Annotated in this window: 18 protein-coding genes; 9 read left to right on the top strand and 9 right to left on the bottom strand. The window is 41.1% G+C overall.

Annotated elements, in window-relative coordinates; genetic code table 11:
- Positions 1-80: 80 nt before the first annotated feature.
- On the top strand, positions 81-989 hold the full coding sequence (locus GD631_RS08410) for an NAD kinase (protein WP_143259030.1): 909 nt from the start codon (positions 81-83) through the stop codon (positions 987-989).
- 175 nt (positions 990-1,164) lie between these two features.
- Here the strand turns inward: GD631_RS08410 and GD631_RS08405 are convergent, their stop codons facing one another.
- Positions 1,165-2,037, bottom strand: a complete 873-nt coding sequence (locus tag GD631_RS08405; protein WP_143259029.1) for a DUF8429 coiled-coil domain-containing protein — start codon at positions 2,035-2,037, stop codon at positions 1,165-1,167.
- Between the two features lie 595 nt (positions 2,038-2,632).
- Here GD631_RS08405 and mdh point away from each other — a divergent pair.
- From mdh to GD631_RS08380, 5 genes are all read left to right on the top strand, one after another.
- On the top strand, positions 2,633-3,574 hold the full coding sequence (gene mdh, locus GD631_RS08400; RefSeq protein ID WP_004297234.1) for a malate dehydrogenase: 942 nt from the start codon (positions 2,633-2,635) through the stop codon (positions 3,572-3,574).
- A 269-nt stretch (positions 3,575-3,843) separates the two neighbouring features.
- Positions 3,844-5,307, top strand: a complete 1,464-nt coding sequence (locus GD631_RS08395; protein ID WP_143259028.1) for a TolC family protein — start codon at positions 3,844-3,846, stop codon at positions 5,305-5,307.
- Positions 5,308-5,413: 106 nt separating this feature from the next.
- The gene (locus GD631_RS08390; RefSeq protein ID WP_143259027.1) at positions 5,414-6,406 is read left to right on the top strand and encodes an HlyD family secretion protein; all 993 of its coding nucleotides are present in this window, start codon (positions 5,414-5,416) and stop codon (positions 6,404-6,406) included.
- 2 nt (positions 6,407-6,408) lie between these two features.
- Positions 6,409-7,590, top strand: a complete 1,182-nt coding sequence (locus GD631_RS08385) for an ABC transporter permease (protein ID WP_143259026.1) — start codon at positions 6,409-6,411, stop codon at positions 7,588-7,590.
- Positions 7,591-8,850, top strand: a complete 1,260-nt coding sequence (locus tag GD631_RS08380) for an ABC transporter permease (protein WP_008020474.1) — start codon at positions 7,591-7,593, stop codon at positions 8,848-8,850. It begins immediately after the preceding gene.
- 150 nt (positions 8,851-9,000) lie between these two features.
- On the opposite strand, the gene GD631_RS08375 is transcribed toward GD631_RS08380, so the two are convergent.
- Positions 9,001-9,654 carry a porin family protein gene (locus GD631_RS08375; protein WP_143259025.1) on the bottom strand — a complete coding sequence of 218 codons (654 nt, stop codon included), beginning with the start codon at positions 9,652-9,654 and terminating at the stop codon, positions 9,001-9,003.
- Positions 9,655-10,051: 397 nt separating this feature from the next.
- On the opposite strand from GD631_RS08375, the gene GD631_RS08370 reads away from it, so the two are divergent.
- The 3 genes from GD631_RS08370 (at position 10,052) to GD631_RS08360 (ending at position 14,274) form a co-directional block, all read left to right on the top strand.
- Positions 10,052-10,417 (top strand): BlaI/MecI/CopY family transcriptional regulator, encoded by a 366-nt coding sequence (locus GD631_RS08370; RefSeq protein WP_141408856.1) that lies wholly within the window; start codon positions 10,052-10,054, stop codon positions 10,415-10,417.
- Between the two features lie 18 nt (positions 10,418-10,435).
- A complete protein-coding gene (locus GD631_RS08365; protein WP_143259024.1) occupies positions 10,436-12,169 on the top strand; it encodes a M56 family metallopeptidase in 1,734 nt (577 codons plus the stop codon).
- Positions 12,170-12,360: 191 nt separating this feature from the next.
- Positions 12,361-14,274 carry a TlpA family protein disulfide reductase gene (locus tag GD631_RS08360; RefSeq protein WP_143259023.1) on the top strand — a complete coding sequence of 638 codons (1,914 nt, stop codon included), beginning with the start codon at positions 12,361-12,363 and terminating at the stop codon, positions 14,272-14,274.
- A 307-nt stretch (positions 14,275-14,581) separates the two neighbouring features.
- Here GD631_RS08360 and GD631_RS08355 read toward each other — a convergent pair whose 3' ends face one another.
- The 7 genes from GD631_RS08355 to GD631_RS08325 all read right to left on the bottom strand — a co-directional run bounded on the left by GD631_RS08355 (position 14,582) and on the right by GD631_RS08325 (position 21,320).
- The gene (locus GD631_RS08355; RefSeq protein WP_004309381.1) at positions 14,582-15,682 is read right to left on the bottom strand and encodes an Mrp/NBP35 family ATP-binding protein; all 1,101 of its coding nucleotides are present in this window, start codon (positions 15,680-15,682) and stop codon (positions 14,582-14,584) included.
- Positions 15,683-15,776: 94 nt separating this feature from the next.
- Complete coding sequence (trmB, locus tag GD631_RS08350) at positions 15,777-16,535, bottom strand: tRNA (guanosine(46)-N7)-methyltransferase TrmB (protein WP_143259022.1); 759 nt, start codon at positions 16,533-16,535, stop codon at positions 15,777-15,779.
- 112 nt (positions 16,536-16,647) lie between these two features.
- Positions 16,648-17,271 (bottom strand): DUF975 family protein, encoded by a 624-nt coding sequence (locus tag GD631_RS08345; RefSeq protein ID WP_009038989.1) that lies wholly within the window; start codon positions 17,269-17,271, stop codon positions 16,648-16,650.
- A 45-nt stretch (positions 17,272-17,316) separates the two neighbouring features.
- A complete protein-coding gene (locus tag GD631_RS08340) occupies positions 17,317-18,336 on the bottom strand; it encodes a branched-chain amino acid aminotransferase (RefSeq protein WP_004305537.1) in 1,020 nt (339 codons plus the stop codon).
- Between the two features lie 51 nt (positions 18,337-18,387).
- Positions 18,388-18,597, bottom strand: coding sequence for an exodeoxyribonuclease VII small subunit (gene xseB / locus GD631_RS08335; protein WP_004314727.1), 210 nt, complete (start codon positions 18,595-18,597; stop codon positions 18,388-18,390).
- Positions 18,598-18,657: 60 nt separating this feature from the next.
- Complete coding sequence (gene xseA, locus GD631_RS08330; RefSeq protein WP_370511917.1) at positions 18,658-19,947, bottom strand: exodeoxyribonuclease VII large subunit; 1,290 nt, start codon at positions 19,945-19,947, stop codon at positions 18,658-18,660.
- A 5-nt stretch (positions 19,948-19,952) separates the two neighbouring features.
- Positions 19,953-21,320, bottom strand: coding sequence for a S8 family peptidase (locus GD631_RS08325; RefSeq protein ID WP_143259020.1), 1,368 nt, complete (start codon positions 21,318-21,320; stop codon positions 19,953-19,955).
- Positions 21,321-21,333 lie beyond the last annotated feature (13 nt).

Here is a 21,333-nt window from a genome sequence, read left to right as displayed (position 1 = left end):
ATATTATTATTAGTTGCCTAATAATACGAAACGCATTATGGGTTCTTTTTTGGTTATTTAAAGTAGAAATCCAAGAAAAAATGCCAAATTTGCATCCTGAACTAATGATATTGCTTATGAAATTCGCCATTTTCGGAAATACTTATCAGGCTAAAAAATCCTCTCATGCGCTAAGACTGTTCCAACTATTGAGAAGACAGAAAGCAGAAATCTGTATGTGCAGGGACTTTTATCAATTCCTGACTACAGAGCTCAAAATGGACATTCATGCCGATCACTTGTTTGACGGAAATGATTTTGACGCTGATATGGTAATCAGTATTGGAGGCGACGGAACATTCCTGAAAGCTGCCCGTCGCGTAGGGAGAAAAGGAATTCCTATTTTGGGAATTAATACAGGCCGTTTGGGCTTTCTGGCAGATATTTCTCCTGAGGAAATGGAAGAAACGTTCGATGAAATCCAAGCCGGAAGATACAGTGTGGAGGAACGAAGCGTGCTCCAACTTATCTGTGACGAGAAACGTCTTCAAGATTCTCCTTATGCTCTCAATGAAATTGCTATTCTCAAACGGGACAGTTCATCAATGATTAGTATTCGCACAGCAATCAATGGTGCCTATCTGAACACTTATCAGGCTGACGGGCTGGTGATTGCGACTCCTACTGGCTCTACCGCTTACTCGTTGAGCGTAGGCGGTCCAATTATGGTTCCTCATTCCAATACCGTTGTCATTACTCCAGTAGCTCCGCATAGCCTCAACGTCCGTCCTATCGTTATCCGTGACGACTGGGAAATCACATTGGATGTGGAAAGCCGGAGCCATAACTTCCTCGTTGCCATTGACGGACGGAGCGAAACCTGTAAAGAAACAACTCAACTCACTATCCGCCGGGCAGATTATAGCGTAAAAGTAGTAAAACGCTTTAATCATATCTTTTTCGATACACTCCGCAGCAAAATGATGTGGGGGGCAGACGGCAGACGGTAAATAAAAAGGAGAGAACTATTCACAGCAAATAGCTTCTCGACCATTAAACCGATAAAGCAGTCATATATAACAACAAGCTATAGCAGAATAAGCGTAAATTCTTCTGACATTCATATTAACATAGTCATAAACTGAAAATTTCGACAGTTAGCCTACATTAATTATATATTACAGATTAATTTAACGTAAACGTCTGAGAACCTATCAGATTACCACCTTCAAAAATATCAACACGATAGTTGCCGGCATACAAGAATTCTTCTACATCCCAGAATACATTTATATTCTGTTCTTCGCCATTGTATTCGATATACTTTTTGATAGAATAGACCAGTGTACGATTTTCATAAGGGAAAGTATTGGATGCACTTTTGGTCAGCACATCATTATCCGGTTTGGTTATACGTACATAAATGGTGCGCTCCCCGTTTTCAGCTGTTATATTCTTCACGACCGTGAAACTGATAGCCAATTTCACCACGTCTTTCACTTTCTTCGCCACTTTGCCGCGTTTATTGCGCGGTTCGATACGAATATTAGTTGCATCAAGCTGTGCCGCCAATGTCACTTTCTTATCCAGATTTTTCTTTTCTTCGGAAAGATTACTGATTTGCTGTGAAGCCTGATTATATTTCTGTGTTACTTCTGCAATGACTTGCTTCTGCTGTTTATTAATCCTATCCAATGAATCAATCTGATTGATATAGCCTACTAATACTTTACGCAAAGTAGCCAACTCTTTCTTCAGACGACGAATTTCTGTCGCATTCGAGCTCTTTACCGTGCGGAGCTCTTCCAAAAGACGCTGTGTCTTCAATTGTTCCTGTTCCAGCAATTGTGATAAAGAGTCATTAGTAACTGTAAACTTCAACTCATCATACCTTTGCATAAACTGACTATATTCGTTTTCCAGTTCTTCCTTGTCTAATTGAAATTCCTGCACTAACTCCCGGTTAGCTTGTTTCTCGGTAAACAATAAATAAGTAATACCAATAATAGCTATCACTAAGACAGCCACGGCCGCAATAAGAAGGCTTTTTTTACTCATAGTTTCAGTTGTGAATTGATAACGTGCGCAAAAGTAATCATTTCGCAACAGAAGTCAAGCAGAAAAGCAGAGAGTTTTTTCATAACCCTCTGCTAATCCATACAATTTTAACTTATTTACTTGCTAACTTATTCAGATCAGCAGATACAAAGCGCTCAAACACTTTTTTTCGCCAAGATACCAGTTAAACTTCTGTCGTTGCCTAATATTATTAATTTCATTACCCACACTTATTTCGTTCTACTATAGTTACCCTTGCGTTCCACTATAGTGTAACGCAAAGGAGACTATAGTGGAACGCAAGGGTAACTATAGTGGAACGAAGTAAGAGTAGCGAACAAAGTAAATCCGGATAGGCAAGCAATTATAAAAAACACCAGAATAAATCATTTGCCATAATAGTACATTCTTACCATGACTACATTCGGTTTATAACCATACCCAAAACAACTTCCCACCATACTTATTATATTATGGGGAAGTTAGACCTTTAACTAAAATTATTACGGAAAAATTTCTTTAATCAGGATTATCGTTGTAATTTTGTCGCGCTAAAAGATAAAACAAATTATCAACTTTTTAAATATATAGTATTATGTCAAAAGTAACCGTAGTAGGCGCAGGTAACGTAGGTGCTACATGTGCAAATGTACTTGCTTTTAATGAAGTAGCAGACGAAGTAGTAATGCTGGACGTTAAAGAAGGCGTTTCAGAAGGTAAAGCAATGGATATGATGCAGACAGCTCAATTGTTGGGTTTCGACACTACATTGGTAGGCTGCACTAACGACTATGCTCAGACCGCTAACTCTGACGTTGTTGTGATTACTTCAGGTATTCCTCGTAAACCGGGTATGACTCGTGAAGAATTGATCGGTGTGAACGCTGGTATCGTTAAATCGGTAGCAGAAAACCTGTTGAAATATTCTCCTAACGCTATCATCGTTGTTATTTCTAACCCGATGGATACAATGACTTATTTGGCATTGAAGGCTCTGGGCTTGCCGAAAAATCGTGTGATCGGTATGGGTGGTGCTTTGGATAGCTCTCGTTTCAAATATTTCTTGTCTCAAGCTATCGGCTGCAATGCTAATGAAGTAGAAGGTATGGTTATCGGTGGTCACGGTGATACTACTATGATTCCTTTGACTCGTTTCGCTACTTACAAAGGTATGCCTGTAGCTAATTTCATCTCTGCAGAGAAGCTGGAAGAAGTTGCTGCTGCTACTATGGTAGGTGGTGCTACGCTGACTAAATTGCTGGGTACTTCTGCATGGTATGCACCGGGTGCGGCAGGAGCATTCGTAGTTGAATCTATCCTTCACGACCAAAAGAAGATGGTTCCTTGTTCTGTATTATTGGAAGGTGAATATGGTGAATCAGATCTTTGCATCGGTGTCCCTGTTATTCTTGGCAAAAACGGTATCGAAAAGATCGTTGAACTGAACCTGAACGAAGATGAAAAAGCTAAGTTCGCAGCTAGCGCAAAAGCTGTTCACGGAACGAACGCTGCTTTGAAAGAAGTAGGTGCTCTGTAATTAATCCCCTTACTTTATATATCAAGAAAGGCTGTTCTTCACTACGAGGAACAGCCTTCTTTCTTTTCTACAGAATCCTACCCCACTATATTTTAAAAAAAGCTAATTCATTTTGCGCTTTCAAGTAAAGCTCATACATTTGCATCGTTGTTTATGCAATTATTGTTTAAGTAAACAAGTTCAAAAAAACAGACTACTTCAATAAACAAATTACATGAGAATCGGGTTATTTAAAATAGAAGTATCACCTTATTAATATGCAAGATGCGATGAAAAAAGTATTTCTTCTGACAATTCTGCTAAGTTTCACTTTTATAGTAAAAGCGCAGAGCTTCCTAAGTCTGGATAGTTGCCGCGCATTAGCTCTTGCCAACAACAAAGATTTGTTGATAAGCAATGAGAAAATAAATGCTGCCCATTATCAACGGAAAGCCGCATTTACGAATTATTTGCCCAACTTCTCGGCAACCGGAGCGTACATGAGAAACCAGAAAGAGTTTTCATTACTGAACAATGACCAGAAAGCTGCGCTTTCAGGATTAGGAACTAATCTGGCAGGCCCTATCCAACAGGCCGCAACCGAGATCGCAACAGCACATCCTGATTTGGCACCACTAATTTCCTCCTTAAGCGGAAAATTAGGGGCGGTTCTGCCTGCTCTTGACCAAGCAGGAAACTCTCTAGTGGATGCGCTCCGCACAGATACGAGAAATGTTTATGCCGGTGCCATTACATTAACGCAGCCTTTATACATGGGTGGAAAAATCCGGGCGTACAACAAAATAACAAAGTATGCCGAAGAGTTGGCTCAAGAACAACACCACGGTGGCATGCAGGAAGTAATCATGAGTACAGATCAGGCTTATTGGCAAGTTATTTCACTGGTTAATAAGAAGAAGTTGGCAGAAGGCTATTTAAAGCTCTTGCAACAGCTGGACGGTGATGTGGAAAAAATGATTAATGAAGGAGTAGCCACCAAAGCGGATGGTTTATCTGTACGCGTCAAGGTTAATGAAGCGGAAATGACACTCACCAAAGTGGAAGACGGATTGAGCCTTGCCCGAATGTTGTTGTGTCAACTATGTGGCATTGATCTTAGCTCACCCATCACTCTGGCAGATGAAAATATGGAAGATATTCCATTACTGACAACAGACCCTCATTTCGATTTATCTACCGCTTATGAGAATCGTCCGGAAATACGTAGTCTCGAATTAGCGACACAGATTTATAAACAGAAAGTAAACGTAACCCGTGCCGAACATCTTCCCTCCATCGCATTGATGGGGAATTATATGGTAACCAATCCTTCTGTCTTCAACAGCTTTGAAAACAAATTCAAAGGCATGTGGAATGTGGGAGTGATGGTACAGATACCTATATGGCACTGGGGAGAAGGTATTTATAAAACCAGAGCGGCAAAAGCCGAAGCCCGCATTGCACAATACCAGCTTCAGGACGCACGCGAAAAAATAGAGTTGCAGGTCAATCAAGCCGCTTTCAAGGTAAAGGAGGCTGGAAAGAAACTGGTAATGTCTTCCAAAAACATGGAAAAAGCGGAAGAGAATCTGCGCTATGCAACGCTTGGTTTTAAAGAGGGAGTGATTGCCACCAGTAATGTTCTCGAAGCACAAACGGCATGGCTGTCCGCCCATTCAGAAAAGATTGACGCACAAATAGATGTGAAATTAACAGAAATCTATCTGAAGAAGTCTTTGGGAACACTGAAATAAATAAGATTCGAAAAAATAAAGTTAAGGACCCAATCAGAGACACCCCAATCCCTAACCAACTCACAATCTATAAATCATAAAACATAAATCATAATTCATAAATCATATGGCACCTATAAAATCACAAAACAGCAATATGCTGCTTGCATTCCTTACTCTACTGGGAGTTATTGCAATCGTTGCAGTCGTTGGCTTCTTCATGCTTCGCAAAGGTCCTGAAATCATACAGGGGCAGGCTGAAGTTACCGAGTATCGCGTTTCGAGCAAAGTTCCGGGACGTATATTGGAATTTCGCGTGAAAGAAGGGCAAAGTGTCAATGCAGGAGATACGCTGGCCATTTTGGAAGCTCCTGACGTAGTGGCAAAAATGGAACAGGCACGTGCTGCCGAAGCTGCCGCACAGGCACAAAACGCAAAAGCAATCAAGGGCGCGCGTCAGGAACAAATCCAGGCAGCTTATGAAATGTGGCAAAAAGCCCAAGCAGGCGTCACCATTGCCGAGAAATCATATCAACGCATAAAGAATCTCTATGAGCAGGGAGTAATGCCTGCACAGAAATTGGATGAAGTCACTGCGCAACGGGATGCAAGCATTGCTACAGAAAAAGCAGCCAAAGCGCAATACACCATGGCAAAGAACGGAGCGGAACGTGAAGATAAGATGGCTGCGGAAGCTTTGGTAAACCGGGCAAAAGGTGCTGTTGCCGAAGTTGAATCATATATTAAGGAGACTTATCTTATTGCTCCAGCTGCGGGAGAAGTTTCAGAGATTTTCCCGAAAGTAGGCGAACTGGTGGGTACCGGCGCTCCTATCATGAATATTGCTGAACTCGACGATATGTGGATAACATTCAATGTACGCGAGGATCTGCTCAAAAATCTAACAATGGGGTCGGAGTTCGAGGCAGTCATTCCTGCTTTGGATAACAAAAAGATCAATCTCAAAGTATATTATCTGAAAGACTTAGGCACTTATGCCGCCTGGAAAGCGACCAAAACAACCGGACAGTTCGACCTGAAAACATTCGAAGTGAAAGCTTTTCCGATAGAGAAGGTAGAAAATCTCCGTCCGGGTATGTCTGTTATCATTGACAAGTAATCATGAAAGAGAGAGAAAAGAAATATATAGCCCTGTGGCAGGTCATGCAAAGAGAGTGCCGGCGATTGGTATCACGCCCGCTCTACCTCTTCTGTATGGTCATCGCGCCACTGTTTTGCTATATATTTTTCACTACCTTAATGGATTCAGGACTTCCTAAGGATCTTCCAGCAGGAGTAGTAGACATGGATGATTCGTCTACTTCCCGTAATATTGTCCGCAACCTGGATGCTTTTTCACAAACAGGGATTGTAGCTCATTACAGTAATGTGACAGATGCACGTATTGCCATGCAGGAGGGGAAAATCTATGGATTCTTTTACCTTCCCAAAGGTTTATCGGCAGAGGCACAGAGCCAACGTCAACCGACAATCTCCTTCTACACCAATTACTCCTACCTGATCGCAGGTTCTCTATTGTTCAGAGACATGAAAATGATGGGAGAACTCACTTCGGGAGCCGCTGCAAGGACCATGTTGTACGCCAAAGGTGCAACAGAGGATCAAGCTATGGCGTATTTGCAACCAATTGTTATCGACACGCACCCACTGAATAATCCGTGGCTGAACTATTCGGTATACTTATGCAATACACTGATACCGGGAGTACTCATGCTATTAATATTTATGGTAACTGTTTATTCAATCGGCGTAGAAATCAAAGACCGTACGGCTCGCGAATGGTTACGAATGAGTAACAACTCCATTTATATTGCATTGGCCGGAAAGTTGCTTCCCCACACTGTAGTCTTTTTCATCATGGGGATATTTTATAATGTATACCTGTATGGATTCCTGCATTTTCCTTGCAACAGCGGTATATTTCCAATGATATTTGCCACGCTGTGTCTCGTACTGGCATCCCAATGTTGTGGTATTGTCATGATAGGAACCCTGCCTACTCTACGACTCGGATTAAGCTTTGCTTCCCTGTGGGGAGTCATATCGTTCTCCATTTCCGGTTTTTCATTCCCGGTCATGGCTATGCATCCTGTTTTACAGGCTTTGAGCAATCTATTCCCGTTGCGGCACTATTTCCTTATTTATGTCGACCAGGCGCTTAACGGGTACAGTATGGCTTACTCATGGACCAACTATATGGCACTATTAATATTTATGATGCTCCCCTTCTTTGTGGTTCACCGCCTGAAGGAAGCATTGGTTTACTATAAATATATACCCTAAATGAAAGATATAAAATTAAAAGATAAGATAGCTCAAGGCATCAATGACCTGTTTTATATCTGGAAACGGGAGTTTCAGACAACTTTCCGCGACCAGGGGGTACTGATATTCTTTATACTCGTCCCATTAGGTTATCCGTTGCTATATAGCTTCATCTATGATAATGAAGTAGTGCGTGAAGTTCCTGCTGTTGTTGTAGACGATTCACATTCATCTCTTAGCCGCGAATATCTGCGTAAGGTAGATGCTACGCCCGATATTCAAATCGTCTCTTACTGTGCCGATATGGAAGAGGCCAAACAAATGCTGAAAAACCGACGTGCATACGGCATCATTTATATCCCTTCGGATTTTAGTGACAATATCGCCAAAGGGAAACAGACACAAGTGAGCATCTATTGCGACATGAGCGGGTTGTTGTATTATAAATCGATGCTTCTTGCCAACACGGCGGTTTCTCTGAATATGAATAAGGATATCAAGATTGCACGCAGTGGAAATACAACCGACCGACAGGATGAAATCACCGCTTATCCGATCGAATATGAAGAGATTTCCATCTTCAACCCGACTGCCGGATTCGCCGCTTTCCTGATTCCTGCCGTGCTAGTATTGATTATCCAACAAACATTATTACTCGGCATCGGTCTCGCTGCGGGAACAGCACGTGAAAACAACAGGTTTAAAGACCTTGTACCTATTAACCGCCATTACAACGGAACGCTACGAATTGTATTAGGAAAAGGCTTGAGTTATTTCTTGGTTTATATATTGGTAGCTTTCTATGTACTTTATGTGGTTCCAAGATTGTTTAGCCTCAACCAGATCGGACAACCCAGTTCATTAGTATTATTTGTTGTCCCCTACCTTGCGGCTTGTATTTTCTTTGCCATGACAGCTTCCATTGCTATCCGCAACCGGGAGACGTGCATGCTGATTTTTGTATTCACGTCAGTCCCCTTGTTATTTATTTCCGGAATCTCTTGGCCGGGAGCAGCTATTCCCCCGTTTTGGAAGTATGTATCTTACATCTTCCCCTCTACCTTTGGAATTAACGGCTTTGTAAAAATCAATAATATGGGAGCTACTCTTAGTGAAGTAGCTTTTGAATATAAAGCTTTATGGTTGCAAGCCGGCATTTATTTCCTTACCACCTGTTGGGTATACCGCTGGCAAATACTAATGAGCCGCAAACATGCAATAGAGCGATACAAAGAATTAAAAGAGAAAGAAAACTTATCCAAGCAGATAAGTGATTAATGAGTGAAAATTACAAGAGAGAGAGTTTACGGTGTAAACTTTCCATAGAGGGTATGCCGTTTTTTTTCGAATAAGAACATAAAAATCCCCCGTTCCAAGAGAGTATAGAACGAGGGATTTTAGAGATATTATAAAGAGAGTATAATAAGTTTAGAACTTGTAACCTACACCGATAGAGAAGTTCATGTTCTTTACACTTGTCTTTTCGCCTTTAGCATTAATGCCATCTGAAAGTTTAGTCAATCCAAAGCTACCAGTTAGGTCAACAAAGAACTTGTTGATTTCGTAAGCAACACCAACTCCAATACCAAAATCGAACTTCTTAGCAGCCTTATTTACAATGTCACCATCTTCATCTTTAACATCTTTGAAGATATCATATTTATCTTCTCCACTTTCATCGCCATCAGACCAGCTATTTTTAACCTTACCACCAATACCGTATGCAAGATATGGACCAGCTTTTACTACAATATTCTGGTTATCTGCAATAGCAAATCTTGCAGCAGCCATGATAGGCAATTCTAAATACATTGGATTATAAGTGTATTCATCTTTATATCCGTCCTCACTAAAATCTTGCTTTGTACCTTTAGTAGAAAACATCAAAGATGGCTGAATAGACCACATTTCAGTGAATTGATATTCCATTCCAACACCAACATTAAAGCCTACTTTCATAGAGTTTTCTTCCAAACCTGTAAGATTACTCATATTCATACCTACTTTGGCATTCCAAGAAATCTGAGAATAAGAAACGATAGAAACAAGTGCAAATAGCACAAAAATCAAACCTTTTTTCATATCATTCATTTTTTAGTTGCCTTCCTCTTCCCTTTGGTCAGCATTGTTAGTTAATAGTTTTGTTTTAAGTGCGGGGAATTATTCGCAACCGGTTAAAGCATTGAAACGCACCCTTCCATATTTAACGTATATTTTGTAGCCGCAAATATATTTCATTTATTTTATATAAAAAAATTCTAGATATTATATTTATTACATAAATGTTATTAAAGTGTGACTATTTAGGCAAAAATAATGCTCATCCAGTCTGTTTTTATGCCTAAATATTTTCAGGATAATATCACAATCAAAATATTCTTGCAAGATTTATACATTTACAATTATTAACCGACTAACTATTGCATGTTTACGAAATATTCGTAGATTTGCGAAGTATTCGTAATTAAACAACATCTCCATGGAAAAGTTAACTATACAAGAAGAAGAAGTAATGATCTACATTTGGGAGTTACAATGCTGTTTCGTAAAAGACATTGTTGCAAAGTATACGCAACCGGCACCTCCTTATACCACAGTAGCATCTATCGTAAAGAACCTGGAGCGGAAAGGATATGTCACACCGAAACGTGTGGGTAACACCTACCAATATACTCCCGCCATTCGTGAAAATGAATATAAACGTCATTTCATGAGTAGTGTAGTTCGTAACTACTTTGAGAACTCTTACAAAGAAATGGTTTCTTTCTTTGCCAAAGACCAGAAGATTTCGACCGATGATCTCAAAGACATTATCGATCTTATTGAAAAAGGAAAAGAAGATTAATAGAAAACATTCATCATCATGACTCCGGAACTAGCTTATTTTCTAAAGATAAATGTAGCGATAGCTCTGTTCTACGCATTCTATCGGTTGTTTTTCCATAAAGACACCTTCTTCCACTGGCGCAGAATGGCTTTGTTATGTTTCTTTGCCATCTCTTTGCTTTACCCCCTATTGAATATTCAGGGATGGATAAAAGCCCACGAACCGATGGTGGCAATGGCAGATCTTTATGCAACCATCCTGCTTCCGGAGCAAGTTGTTACTCCTTCACAAGAAACTGTCATAAATTGGCAAGAGGTTATCATACAGTTCGCAAAAATTATTTATTGGAGCGGAATGTTATTACTTGCCGCGCGTTTCTTCATACAACTGGGTAGCATCATCCGATTGCATTTCCAATGCTCAAAAAACAATATACAAGGAGTACGCGTACATCTATTAAAGAAAGAAACAGGTCCTTTTTCTTTCTTCCACTGGATATTCATACACCCGCAATCACATACGGAATCTGAAATCAGTGAAATCATTACGCATGAAGAGACACATGCCCGTCAATACCATTCGGTGGATGTGCTTTTCAGCGAAATAATGTGCATATTCTGCTGGTTCAACCCATTTATCTGGTTAATGAAACGGGAAGTCAGAGGAAACCTCGAATACATGGCAGACCATCGTGTATTGGAGACGGGACATGATAGTAAATCATACCAGTACCACTTATTGGGACTGGCACATCACAAGGCTGCAGCAAATTTATCAAATAGTTTCAATGTTTTACCACTCAAAAATCGTATTAAAATGATGAATAAACGAAGAACGAAAGAAATAGGAAGAACAAAATATCTGATGTTGCTTCCCTTGGCTGCCATCTTGATGATTGTCAGTAACATCGAAATGGTAGCACGTACTACTGAAAAATTTGCAAAAGAAATCACTCTTCCGCAGGGTACAAAAGAAAAGAAAATAACGGAAACTCAAATTAAAAGTGTACCGGATTCCGTTGTCTTTCAGGTTGTAGAAGAAATGCCGGATTTCCCGGGAGGGATGAAGGCATTGATGGATTACTTGTCGAAGAATGTCAAATATCCGGTTGAAGCACATGCAATCGGCGCACAAGGACGTGTAATTGTAAGCTTTACTGTTAAAAAGGACGGAAGTATAGCCGACACAAAAGTAGAACGAAGTGTCAATCCGTATCTCGACAAAGAAGCTATGCGTGTCATTGCCGCCATGCCTAAATGGCAACCTGGCAAACAAAGAGGGGAAGCAGTAAATGTAAGGTTTACAGTTCCCGTTGCTTTCAGACTATCCGATCCTGAACCACCCAAGGCGGAAGAAATCAAACAATCTGATCTGGATGAAGTAGTTGTAGTGGGATATGAACCACAGGAAGATTCAACTCCGGGAGCAGTGGGCGTGAAAGGAGAAAACGCAGACCAAGTTTTCACGGTAGTAGAAACAATGCCCAAATTTCCGGGAGGACAAGGCGGATTGATGCATTATCTTGCTAAAAGTATCAAATATCCTGTCATTGCTCAAAAAAACAAAGAACAAGGCAGAGTGATCATACAAATGATTATCGGAGTAAACGGTAATTTGTCAAACGTAAAAGTATTACGCAGCGTATCTCCGTCACTGGATGCAGAAGCCATTCGTGTAGTGGGCAACATGCCTAAATGGGAACCGGGAATACAAAAAGGACAGGCAGTCCCGGTTAAGTATACCCTCCCTATCACATTCCGGTTACAATAAATAACTTTCCCGATACCGCTCCCTTTCCTCATCGGTGAGGAAAGGGGCGTTCATCGGTGGGGAACTCTCTCCTCCCCGGTGCCGGACGTATCTTTCCCCGGTGCTGAAAAAAGTCATTTCTTTTTCCGATTTTCACAAGGATAGTTATAAAAAGATCCTTATATTTGTTCGTGTAATAAAACATGATTCACATGAAAAGATTCGCATGGATTATCGGTTTAATATTCTGCACAATCTGCACCATACAAGCCAAAGACAGAGTTATCGAGCGGCCTCCTTTTCTAGCATGGAGTTCCAATAGTATTGAGATTGATAAAATTGTCATGAGTGATACAGTGACAACAGTGTATATAAAGGCTTTTTATCGTCCTAAATACTGGATTAAAATAGCAACAGGCAGTTTTCTGAAAGATAATAACGGGATACTTTATCCCATCCGAAAGGGAGTTGGAATCACATTGGATAAGGAATTCTGGATGCCGGAATCGGGAGAAGCGGAATTTCAACTCTTATTTCCCCCAATACCTGAAAATGTAACCAGCCTGGATTTTTCGGAAGGGGACTTCGACGGGGCCTATAAGATATGGGGAATACAATTAGACAAAGATACATTCTATAAACAAAAACTTCCCAAAGAAGCAGTCGTACACAAAATAAACAAGAAAGCGATATTGCCTACTCCTAAGTTAGTTTATGGGACTGCTACACTCAAAGGGAAAATGCTGGACTATCAGAAAGATATGATAAAGCAAGTGAAGATGCATATAGAAAGTCCTGCATTGAATGTCCACAATGAACAGAATATCATAAAGATCAAAGAAGACGGCACTTTTCAGGCGGAGGTCAAAGTAGCGTCCGTTACAAGTGTAGCATTAGAACTTCCTTTTGGTTGGATCGAGTGTCTGATAGCTCCCAACGAAGAGACATCACTCATCATCAATACAAAGGAACTATGCCGTAGACAGGCGCATCTGCAAAGAAAGGATAAAACGTATGGAGAACCTATATACTTTAATGGCTATCTGGCTAGCCTACAACAAGAATTAGCTTCCGTAAATATAGATATTGTATTAAAAAGCGTTTATTACATGGACATGTACAACGACATTGCCGGGAAAAGCGCAGATGAATACAAGGCTTATGTACTGGAGCATCTTCCATCCATTCGAAAAAAAATTGCACAATCCTCATACAGCAATGCATGTAAAGAGCTATTAAATATTCAGGTAGATCTGGCTGCAACAGGTAAGATCGCCTTAACAGAGAGAGAACTAAAATCAGCATATATCGCTGTTAATAAACTGAATAAGGAACAGACTGACGAGTATTTCTACAATACCCGTATCGATATTCCTGCAGGATACTATGACATATTGAAAGAGTTCACTTCTATCAACACTCTGAAAGCCCTATACGGTAAATATTACGCATCAACAATATACCTGATAAGTTTTCTGCCAAATTCTTCAGATGTACTTAAAGAGACATTGGGAACGGGACAAGGACCCTTATTCGATAACATTAAATTTAATAAGCTGTATCAGTCCATAAAGGATTTTACCCCGTTAACGGCAGAGCAGAATGCCGAACTAAAAACTTTTTCTTCCCCGGCATATGCAGAGATGCTTACTCAAACGAACAAAGAAATAATAAAGAAAATAGAATTAAATAAAAGAAAGACAGGCTTCACTGTAAACGAGACGGGACAAGTCTCCAATGAGGACTTATTCCCATCTATTATCTCTAAATTCCGGGGACATACGCTGTTAGTTGATTTTTGGGCAACCTGGTGTGGCCCTTGTCGCACAGCCAATAAAGCCATCACTCCAATGAAAGAGGAATTAAAAAACAAGGATATTATCTACCTCTACATCACAGGCGAAACTTCACCCAAAGGCACCTGGGAAAATATGATTACCGACATTCATGGTGAGCATTTCCGTGTGACAAATGAACAATGGAGTTTTCTGATGTCCAGCTTCAATATCCGGGGAGTTCCCACTTATTTCATTGTTGATCCGGAAGGTAATATCACCTTCAAACAAACTGGATTTCCTGGAATAGACACCATGAAAAAAGAGCTTATGAAAGCTTTGAATAAGTAATTCAAAGTTAAAAATGGACCAAACAGAAATCGTTGCCGACAGACGCCATAAATGAACGCAAGGTTCCTGATTGATATAGAAAAAAATAGTGACGGTATATGCTTAGGATAGTGACGGTATCGTTGTCATATACCGTCACTATTTGTATTGGATAGCGTCACTATTTTGTAGAAGAGAATCCGCCAACAACGAATTCTATATGATCCCAATAAATAAACGAGCCTCCATAGTTTTTGAGAAGACTACAGAAGCTCGTTTTATATCCTATGGATAACTTACTGCAAAGCTATCCAACTCCAGATTCCACTTATTTATGCATTTCCACGATTTGAGTCGGAGCCATCTCTACATTCCGTCTATCTACTTGACGAACGACACTGGCAGCCAGGGATAAGAAAGCACGTCCGGTCACGGAATCTTCATCCAACGCAACAGGTGTACCATTATCTCCCCCTTCGCAAATGCTTTGTACGATAGGTATCTGTCCCAACAAAGGAACATTCATTTCCTCAGCCAACTTCTTTGCGCCTTCTTTTCCGAAGATATAGTATTTATTTTCAGGTAGTTCGGCAGGAGTAAACCAAGCCATATTTTCAACTAAACCAAGGATAGGCACATTTACCTTATCGTTGGTAAACATATTGATTCCCTTACGGGCATCTGCCAAAGCTACTGCCTGCGGAGTGCTGACAACAATCGCCCCTGTCATGGCCAGTGTTTGAACAACTGTCAAATGAATATCACTGGTTCCGGGTGGAAGATCTATCAGAAAATAATCCAGTTCTCCCCAAGCTGCATCAGCAATCAACTGTTTCAACGCATTACTAGCCATTCCACCACGCCACAAAGTTGCCTGATCCGGATCGACAAAGAAACCGATAGATAATAATTTCACTCCATATTTTTCTACCGGAATAATCATATCACGACCGTCGATACGTTCAGCATAAGGGCGTGCATCTTCCACCTGAAACATCTTCGGCATAGAAGGACCAAAAATATCGGCATCAAGCAAACCGACTTTATAACCTAATTTAGCCAAAGCAACGGCTAAATTAGCAGACACTGTAGACTTGCCTACTCCACCTTTACCGGAAGATATGCCGACTATATTCTTCACTTGTGGAAGAAGCTTGCCAACTTCCGGACGGGCAGCTTGCTTACTTTCCGCTGTAATCGTTACCTGCACATCAGGAGAGACATACGTATGAATAGCTGTTTCCGCAGCTTTCAACATTGATTTCATAAACGGATCAGTCGGTTTCTCAAAGATCAATGAAAAGCTGACAGTCATGCCATCAATACGAAGATTATCGGCAACCATCTCCGCTTCCACCAGATTCTTTCCCGTACCGGGATAACGCACCGTTGCCAATGCATCTAATATCAATTTAGGATAGAGAGTCATTTTATTTACTATTTGACGATTTACTATTTACTATTTAAAATCACCATTCGATTAAGTGTCAGTTCACTTTTAAGGCGATTGTTCCTGCACAAAACTATTTACTTGTACTTAATCCGCTACGTTTGCTACGATTGTAGCTACGATAAGGATCGAGTTCTATTTCAACATCCGGTTCTTGCAATTGACCTTCCTGCGGAAGCCGGAATTTGATATACTTAATATCTAAACCACGCTCGAGCCATTGTTGTTCATAATAAGTCTTGATACCGAGAATATCATCTACCAAATCGGAATGATATAAGTCTTCGGTCATAAACTCAACTGGAAGACGATTCGCTTCAATCATGTATTTAGTATAGGTAAACATGAAATTGCTGTCCGTTTTCAGGTGGATAATGCCATTCGGCTGCAAAAATTTACGGTACCGTTCCATAAAATAGGTAGAAGTCAACCGCTTGGTTGCTTTCTTCATCTGCGGATCAGAGAAGGTAAGCCATATTTCACTTACTTCGCCTTCGGCAAAAAAACGCTCAATGATTTCAATATTGGTACGCAGGAAAGCGACATTCTTCATTCCGGCCTGTAATGACTCCGTTGCTCCCGTCCACATACGGGCACCTTTTATATCAACTGCTATAAAGTTCTTTTCGGGAAACATCTTACCCAGGCCGACGGTATACTCACCACGTCCGCAGCCTAGTTCGAGCACAATCGGATGATCGTTCTTAAAAAACTCCTTATGCCATTTTCCCTTCATGTCAAAAGGCACGTTATCTACTGCCGAATAAGGATATTCGAACACGTGTGGATAACTCGCCATATCGGCAAACTTTTCTAATTTATTCTTTCCCATATCAATCCTGATTAGGCCGCAAAGGTACTGATTTTGACGCAACCGACAAAAAGAAATGGAGCACAGATTTCTCCATGCTCCATTCTTCTATAATATTGAATGATTCGTGTTATTAAATCTCAACATTCACCTCAACGTTTACTTCTACATTTCCACCTTGTTGTGCTTTCAAATCTTCATAGAAAGCTGCATGAGCAACCTGCACATAAGGTTGCAGGAAAAAGAATCCGATACCGAAAGTAAAGAGAGAAAGGATAGCCCAACCGATAAAGCTCAAATCAAGCATGAACAGTTTCATCTTGTTGTTTTCCATCATAGCCATACTTTTCTCAATAGCTGCATTGTTTTTCATTTCGGGTTCTTCTTTCAAGATATAGTCGGTCATTGCATAAGAATAGTGCTTGATAATTCCTGGTACAACCAACAGCAACATCCACAAAGCGGTATAGATACCCTGAAGCAACTTCGTTACAAAAATACGTCCATAGTCCTGGAAGCCTTCAAATAACACTCCGAAATCAATTTCTTTGCCTTTGAATACACCAAGCATCACGATAGCAAAGCCGTATGCAACCGGAAGTCCGACAAACAATGAGCATAATCCGCCAATCACAGGAATAGCAGATAATCCACCGGCAATAACTGAATAAATAAGTGCAGCAACGGCTGCCATAGGCCACTTTCCTCGAAGTGCCTCACGTGCCTGAGCACGTAGTTCTGAATTTAGTTTTAACATAGTGAATAATATTAATTGATAAATGTGTTATTTCATTATATATAGTTATTCTACAATCGTCACCCAGCCATGTGTATCCGGTTCGTCGCCATACTGGATTCCACGCAGCTTATTGTACAATTTTGTACAGATAGGTCCCGGCTTACCGTCTTTAGAGATAACGTATGATTTTCCGTTTTCCAAATCATCGATACGCTGAATCGGGCTGATTACTGCGGCAGTACCACAAGCACCTGCTTCTTCAAATGTTTCCAATTCTTCCTCCGGTATCGGACGGCGTTCCACCTTGATACCCATATCTTCTGCCAACTGCATCAAACTCTTATTGGTAATAGAAGGCAGGATAGAAGATGATTTCGGAGTGATATAAGTATTATCCTTAATACCGAAGAAGTTGGCAGCACCACATTCATCGATATATTTCTTTTCTTTCGCATCAAGATAGAACTCGCAGGAATAACCCAGATCGTGTGCTTTCTTGTTAGCACGAAGACTGGCTGCATAGTTGCCACCCACTTTATAAATACCTGTTCCATGAGGAGCGGCACGATCGAACTCACGAATGATAACGTACGGATTGGTAGAGAAACCACCTTTGAAATATGGACCTACCGGAGTTACGAACACAACAAACATATACTCTTCAGCAGGATGTACACCTACCTGGGCACTTGTTCCGATCAACAGCGGACGAATGTAAAGAGAAGCACCGGTTTCATAAGGAGGAATAAAACGTTCATTCAGTTTTACGACTTTCAAAATTGCTTCTTTGAATCGTTCTGTCGGAAGTTCTGCCATCAGAATTCCCTGGCAAGTAGATTGCAAACGGGCAGCGTTCTCTTCCAAACGGAAAATACGTACTTTACCATCTTTTCCACGGAATGCTTTCAGTCCTTCAAAGGCTTCCTGACCATAGTGCAAACAGGTTGCCGCCATGTGCAAATTGAGGTGTTCGTCACTACTAACCTCTAATTCTCCCCATGCACCATTACGGAAGTTGATTCTCACATTGTAATCTGTCTTCATGTATCCAAACGACAGATTCGCCCAGTCTATTTCTTTCATATTGTTATGTATTAGTTTATTTTCTATTGCATTGAAACGCAAAAATAACTTTTATTCTTCAGATAGCCTCTTTTCTTGCAATAATTTTTCGACTTCCCGGTCGGCTTTTGTCAGTTTATCCTTGCAAAAGGCAATAATCTCATTGGCTTCTTTTATTTTCTCACTCAAAATATCGATATCCAGTTCGTTATTATCTATCTGGCGAACGATCTTTTCGAGACGTTCCATTGCTTGGGAATATGTTTCTTTTTTTGCTGCCACGATGATTGATATTTAATGGTTAATGATGAATGTTCTTACAAATACACAGTCGACGGATAGTTACTTTTCCACCACAGATTGCACTTCTCCTTTCAGCAACCGGGTTATCAAGCGATCTCCCGATTTCAGCGAAGATGCATCCGTCACCGCTTTCCCGTCTTTGATTGTAATACTGTATCCCCGGCTCAAGAGTTTATCCGGAGAGGCATCTGCTATTCGTTGTTGCAAAAGTTCCAACCGGTGAGACTGACGGGCCAACAATGCTTTTGTCACTTGCGATAAATCTTTCTTTGCTGCCAGCAAAGAAAAACGAGCGTCCGCTAGTTTGCGGTGAACAAGACTGGGAATACGGATTTGGAGCGCCTCCAACCTTCGTTGTTCCTGATCAAGAAGCATATAAGCTCCCTGTTGAAGACGTACAGATAATTCCTCCAGATGCTCTGCTACTTCCGTTACCTGATGAATCAGAAGCTCGGCAGCAGCCGTAGGAGTCTTTACCCGGGTATGAGCCACAGAGTCAAGCACTGTATCATCGCGTTCATGACCAATACCGGTAATGATAGGTAATGGAAATTGTGCACATGCAGCTGCTAATAGATAAGTATCAAAACCAGATAAATCGGAAGTAGCCCCACCGCCACGAATAATGACCACTACGTCAAATTCATTGACGCGGGCATTGATACGGTCTAAAGCCGCCAATACAGACTCTTCAACTTGATTGCCTTGCATTAAAGCCGGAAAAAGTTCTGTATAAAAATAGAATCCCCCCGGATTGTGTTGCAACTGATGGCAGAAATCTCCATATCCGGCCGCAGTAGCCGAAGAAATGACGGCAACACGTTGAGGAAGAACCGGCATTTCAAGTTCTTTATTCAACGTCAAGACTCCCTCTTCTTCCAACTGCAATAATATTTCCCGACGACGACGAGCCATATCTCCCAACGTGTAAGCAGGATCAATATCAAGCACCGTCAGACTGTACCCGTATAATTCGTGAAACTGGACAGTTACTTTCACCAGCACTTTAATACCGGAGGTAAATAGCTGTCCGGTGCTTTCCTCAAAATAGGGTTTTAGCAGGCGGTAGATATTATTCCAAATCATCCCCCGTGCTTTGGCTACGAGATTATTACTACGAGGATCTTTCTGCACAAATTCCAGATAGCAATGCCCCGTTGTATTGGAACGGACATCGCTCAACTCTGCCTGTATCCAATATTCATCGGGCAAGCATTGCTCCAAACTACGACGGACAAGTGCATTCAGTTCTAAAAGAGAAAGCCTCTCCTCCCCCTCTCCCCAAGAAAAAGAGTCAGATTGCTTCAACTTATTCATAGCGTTTATCATACATATTATTTCCTTTCCTTGGAAGAGTACTGAAGATAAGCCTTCCACAAATCGGGAATACCGTATCCATATATATTATCCGGGAAGTCGGCTCTGTCACCTGATTGACGTACCAAATCAATAATCTGCTTTGCGGTGAGCTTCGGACAAGCCTGCCATAAACAAGCTACCATTCCACACATAATCGGGGAAGAGAAAGAGGTTCCATTAGCGCGGTGAAGATTGCCATCCGTCCCCATCACATCCGAATTCAAACCAACAGCCACGACATCCGGTTTCACACGTCCGTCAGCCGTATTTCCTACAGAAGAAAACGGTGCCAGTTCTCCCCTTTTATTTACCGCTCCTACGGTTATAATATTCTCCGCATCTCCTGGAGGAGTAATCTTCTTCCACGAACCCGCACCCGAATTTCCGGCACTGCACACAACTACCATTCCTTTATCGGCAGCCTTCGCTGCCTCCCGGGACATCAACGCATAATGGCCATTCAAGTCACGATATCTATAATTCTTCGTAGGATCATCAAATGAGTAGTAACCAAGAGATGTATTCACCAGATCCACTCCTACACTATCGGCAAACTCAATAGCTGCTGCCCAGTAGTCCTGTTCTACCAGGTTTTCCGAATATTCATCTTCACTGCGCAGCAACCAATAGGAAGCTTCAGGAGCAGTGCCAATCATTACATGCGGCTGGTTCATGGCCATACAGGACAATACAGACATTCCATGACTGCTTTCTGCATAGATATCTGCCTCCGGATTCACAAAGTCACGCACACCGAGGATACGGATATTTTTCATGGCATCAATCTTATCCACATTATGGAAACCGGCATCAATCACGGCAATGGTCATTCCTTGTCCCTTAAAACCTGCATCATGCAGGAGATCGACGCGACTCATAGCCGCTTGCGTGATTGCAGGACCGTAAAGGCTATCGGTACGCAACGGTTTATTTATCAATGAGTCTCTTTGAAATGCTCTTTGCGCAATACCTTTCCACACTCTTTCTGTAGAACGTACAAAAGGCAGTTGAGCTATTTCGCTGATTAAAGTACTGTCATTACAAGAAACAGTAACGAAATTATCCCATTTTCCAGTCACAAGTACATGAACACCTGTTTTTCGTATGGCATCTACATACGTCCTGCAAACTGGTAAATCGGTAGAATCAATAGGCAATCCCTGTTTCTTTCTCCGTTCTATAGATTTCTTAGACAAATACTTTTCCGGTTTTTGCAAGGAATAGTCCGTAGCCGCTTTGTCTTTCAGACTAATCCGGTATTTTAAGGTATCCCCCGGAGCAAATTGGGCAGATACCCCCACATATATATTTAAAGCGAGAATCAATACTATAAACTTCTTCATAAGTTATCTTTCT

Origin of the sequence: Bacteroides luhongzhouii (genome assembly GCF_009193295.2) — a bacterium.
GTDB classification, from domain to species: domain Bacteria; phylum Bacteroidota; class Bacteroidia; order Bacteroidales; family Bacteroidaceae; genus Bacteroides; species Bacteroides luhongzhouii.
Note: the sequence above shows the minus strand (reverse complement) of the source record. Positions and strands in the feature narration are given on the sequence as shown.

Excerpts from the sequence above, each read along its gene's own strand:
- GD631_RS08410 (WP_143259030.1), top strand. The coding sequence starts at position 81 with ATGCCAAATTTGCATCCTGAACTAATGATATTGCTTATGAAATTCGCC.
- GD631_RS08405 (WP_143259029.1), bottom strand. The coding sequence starts at position 2,037 with ATGAGTAAAAAAAGCCTTCTTATTGCGGCCGTGGCTGTCTTAGTGATA.
- mdh (WP_004297234.1), top strand. The coding sequence starts at position 2,633 with ATGTCAAAAGTAACCGTAGTAGGCGCAGGTAACGTAGGTGCTACATGT.
- GD631_RS08395 (WP_143259028.1), top strand. The coding sequence starts at position 3,844 with ATGAAAAAAGTATTTCTTCTGACAATTCTGCTAAGTTTCACTTTTATA.
- GD631_RS08390 (WP_143259027.1), top strand. The coding sequence starts at position 5,414 with ATGGCACCTATAAAATCACAAAACAGCAATATGCTGCTTGCATTCCTT.
- GD631_RS08385 (WP_143259026.1), top strand. The coding sequence starts at position 6,409 with ATGAAAGAGAGAGAAAAGAAATATATAGCCCTGTGGCAGGTCATGCAA.
- GD631_RS08380 (WP_008020474.1), top strand. The coding sequence starts at position 7,591 with ATGAAAGATATAAAATTAAAAGATAAGATAGCTCAAGGCATCAATGAC.
- GD631_RS08375 (WP_143259025.1), bottom strand. The coding sequence starts at position 9,654 with ATGAAAAAAGGTTTGATTTTTGTGCTATTTGCACTTGTTTCTATCGTT.
- GD631_RS08370 (WP_141408856.1), top strand. The coding sequence starts at position 10,052 with ATGGAAAAGTTAACTATACAAGAAGAAGAAGTAATGATCTACATTTGG.
- GD631_RS08365 (WP_143259024.1), top strand. The coding sequence starts at position 10,436 with ATGACTCCGGAACTAGCTTATTTTCTAAAGATAAATGTAGCGATAGCT.
- GD631_RS08360 (WP_143259023.1), top strand. The coding sequence starts at position 12,361 with ATGAAAAGATTCGCATGGATTATCGGTTTAATATTCTGCACAATCTGC.
- GD631_RS08355 (WP_004309381.1), bottom strand. The coding sequence starts at position 15,682 with ATGACTCTCTATCCTAAATTGATATTAGATGCATTGGCAACGGTGCGT.
- trmB (WP_143259022.1), bottom strand. The coding sequence starts at position 16,535 with ATGGGAAAGAATAAATTAGAAAAGTTTGCCGATATGGCGAGTTATCCA.
- GD631_RS08345 (WP_009038989.1), bottom strand. The coding sequence starts at position 17,271 with ATGTTAAAACTAAATTCAGAACTACGTGCTCAGGCACGTGAGGCACTT.
- GD631_RS08340 (WP_004305537.1), bottom strand. The coding sequence starts at position 18,336 with ATGAAAGAAATAGACTGGGCGAATCTGTCGTTTGGATACATGAAGACA.
- xseA (WP_370511917.1), bottom strand. The coding sequence starts at position 19,947 with ATGATAAACGCTATGAATAAGTTGAAGCAATCTGACTCTTTTTCTTGG.
- GD631_RS08325 (WP_143259020.1), bottom strand. The coding sequence starts at position 21,320 with ATGAAGAAGTTTATAGTATTGATTCTCGCTTTAAATATATATGTGGGG.